We start from the raw sequence: 3,044 nt of genomic DNA, 5'->3' as shown, positions 1-3,044 counted from the left end.
TTCCCTACTCTCACATGGGGAGACCCCACACTACCATCGGCGCTACGGCGTTTCACTGCTGAGTTCGGCATGGGGTCAGGTGGGACCGCCGCGCTATCGCCGCCAGGCATATTCGGTTTTACTCCGGCCGTTGCGTCTCTTCCGCAACCACCGCATCAATCTCTGAACAAGCGAAAAATCTCTCTCTTCCGTCTTCCGACGCCAAAACACCTTCGGCGTTGTAAGGTTAAGCCTCTCGGTTCATTAGTACTGGTCAGCTCAATGCATCGCTGCACTTACACACCCAGCCTATCCACGTCTTCGTCTTAAACGTTCCTTCCGTGACCTTAAAGTCAGGGGAAGACTCATCTCAAGGCAAGTTTCCCGCTTAGATGCTTTCAGCGGTTATCTCTCCCGCACTTAGCTACCGGGCGATGCCATTGGCATGACAACCCGTACACCAGCGGTGCGTCCACTCCGGTCCTCTCGTACTAGGAGCAGCCCCTTTCAATCTTCCTGCGCCCACGGCAGATAGGGACCGAACTGTCTCACGACGTTCTAAACCCAGCTCGCGTACCACTTTAAATGGCGAACAGCCATACCCTTGGGACCTACTTCAGCCCCAGGATGTGATGAGCCGACATCGAGGTGCCAAACACCGCCGTCGATATGAACTCTTGGGCGGTATCAGCCTGTTATCCCCGGAGTACCTTTTATCCGTTGAGCGATGGCCCTTCCATGCAGAACCACCGGATCACTAAGACCTACTTTCGTACCTGCTCGAACCGTCACTCTCGCAGTTAAGCTGGCTTATGCCTTTGCACTAACCTCACGATGTCCGACCGTGATTAGCCAACCTTCGTGCTCCTCCGTTACGCTTTGGGAGGAGACCGCCCCAGTCAAACTACCCGCCAGACACTGTCCTCAGCCCGGATGACGGGCTTAAGTGAGAACATCGAACATTCAAGGGTGGTATTTCAAGGATGGCTCCATGCAGACTGGCGTCCGCACTTCCAAGCCTCCCACCTATCCTACACATCAAGGCTCCATGTTCAGTGTCAAGCTATAGTAAAGGTTCACGGGGTCTTTCCGTCTTGCCGCGGGGACACTGCATCTTCACAGCGAGTTCAATTTCACTGAGTCTCGGGTGGAGACAGCCTGGCCATCATTACGCCATTCGTGCAGGTCGGAACTTACCCGACAAGGAATTTCGCTACCTTAGGACCGTTATAGTTACGGCCGCCGTTTACTGGGGCTTCGATCAAGAGCGTCGCCTTGCGGCTAACCCCATCAATTAACCTTCCAGCACCGGGCAGGCGTCACACCGTATACGTCCACTTACGTGTTTGCACAGTGCTGTGTTTTTAATAAACAGTTGCAGCCAGCTGGTCTCTGCGACTGGCTTCGGCTCCGGGGGCGGGCCCCTTCACCTAACGCCAGCGTGCCTTCTCCCGAAGTTACGGCACCATTTTGCCTAGTTCCTTCACCCGAGTTCTCTCAAGCGCCTGAGTATTCTCTACCTGACCACCTGTGTCGGTTTGGGGTACGATTGTCTGTGACCTGATGCTTAGAGGCTTTTCCTGGAAGCCGGGCATCAACCACTTCACCGCCGTAGCGGCTCGTCATCACGCCTCAGTGTTATAAAGAAGAGCGGATTTGCCTGCTCCTCCCACCTACACGCTTAAACCGGGACGACCGTCGCCCGGATGGCCTAGCCTTCTCCGTCCCCCCTTCGCAGTCACCTTCAGTACAGGAATATTAACCTGTTTCCCATCAGCTACGCCTTTCGGCCTCGCCTTAGGGGTCGACTCACCCTGCCCCGATTAACGTTGGACAGGAACCCTTGGTCTTCCGGCGAGCGGGTTTTTCACCCGCTTTATCGTTACTTATGTCAGCATTCGCACTTCTGATACCTCCAGCNNCATGGTTTAGCCCCGTTACATCTTCCGCGCAGGCCGACTCGACCAGTGAGCTATTACGCTTTCTTTCAATGATGGCTGCTTCTAAGCCAACATCCTGGCTGTCTGGGCCTTCCCACATCGTTTCCCACTTAACCATGACTTTGGGACCTTAGCTGGCGGTCTGGGTTGTTTCCCTCTTCACGACGGACGTTAGCACCCGCCGTGTGTCTCCCGTGATAACATTCTTCGGTATTCGCAGTTTGCATCGGGTTGGTAAGCCGGGATGGCCCCCTAGCCGAAACAGTGCTCTACCCCCGAAGATGACTTCACGAGGCGCTACCTAAATAGCTTTCGGGGAGAACCAGCTATCTCCCGGTTTGATTGGCCTTTCACCCCCAGCCACAAGTCATCCGCTAATTTTTCAACATTAGTCGGTTCGGTCCTCCAGTTAGTGTTACCCAACCTTCAACCTGCCCATGGCTAGCTCACCGGGTTTCGGGTCTATACCCTGCAACTCATTTCGCCCAGTTAAGACTCGGTTTCCCTGCGGCTCCCCTATCCGGTTAACCTTGCTACAGAATATAAGTCGCTGACCCATTATACAAAAGGTACGCAGTCACCCTGATTCATCAAGGCTCCCACTGCTTGTACGTACACGGTTTCAGGTTCTCTTTCACTCCCCTCGCCGGGGTTCTTTTCGCCTTTCCCTCACGGTACTGGTTCACTATCGGTCAGTCAGGAGTATTTAGCCTTGGAGGATGGTCCCCCCCTCTTCAGACAGGATTTCTCGTGTCCCGCCTTACTCTTCGAACTCACAACCACGCCATCTTCGAGTACGGGGCTGTCACCCTCTCTCGCCGGCCTTTCCAGACCGTTCCTCTGATGCTATGGCTGATGCAGGTTCTGGGCTCCTCCCCGTTCGCTCGCCGCTACTGGGGGAATCTCGGTTGATTTCTTTTCCTCGGGGTACTGAGATGTTTCAGTTCCCCCGGTTCGCCTCATTAACCTATGGATTCAGTTAATGATAGTGCAACGCATTGCACTGGGTTTCCCCATTCGGACATCGCCGGCTAATAACGCTTCATATCAGCTTACCGACGCTTTTCGCAGATTAGCACGTCCTTCATCGCCTCTGACTGCCTAGGCATCCACCGTGTACGCTTA

Annotated in this window: 2 rRNA genes; both read right to left on the bottom strand. The window is 54.5% G+C overall.

Annotated features, from left to right (window positions below):
- Positions 1-107: ribosomal RNA gene (gene rrf / locus V2H77_RS00930) — 5S ribosomal RNA — on the bottom strand; the annotation flags it as partial.
- Between the two features lie 115 nt (positions 108-222).
- Positions 223-3,044, bottom strand: a 23S ribosomal RNA gene (locus tag V2H77_RS00925); the annotation flags it as partial.

It is taken from the genome of Photorhabdus sp. P32 (assembly GCF_038085095.1).
In the GTDB taxonomy this organism is placed as follows: Bacteria; Pseudomonadota; Gammaproteobacteria; order Enterobacterales; family Enterobacteriaceae; genus Photorhabdus; species Photorhabdus luminescens.
The sequence above is the reverse complement of the archived record's forward strand: the minus strand, read 5'-3'. Positions and strand labels throughout refer to the sequence as shown.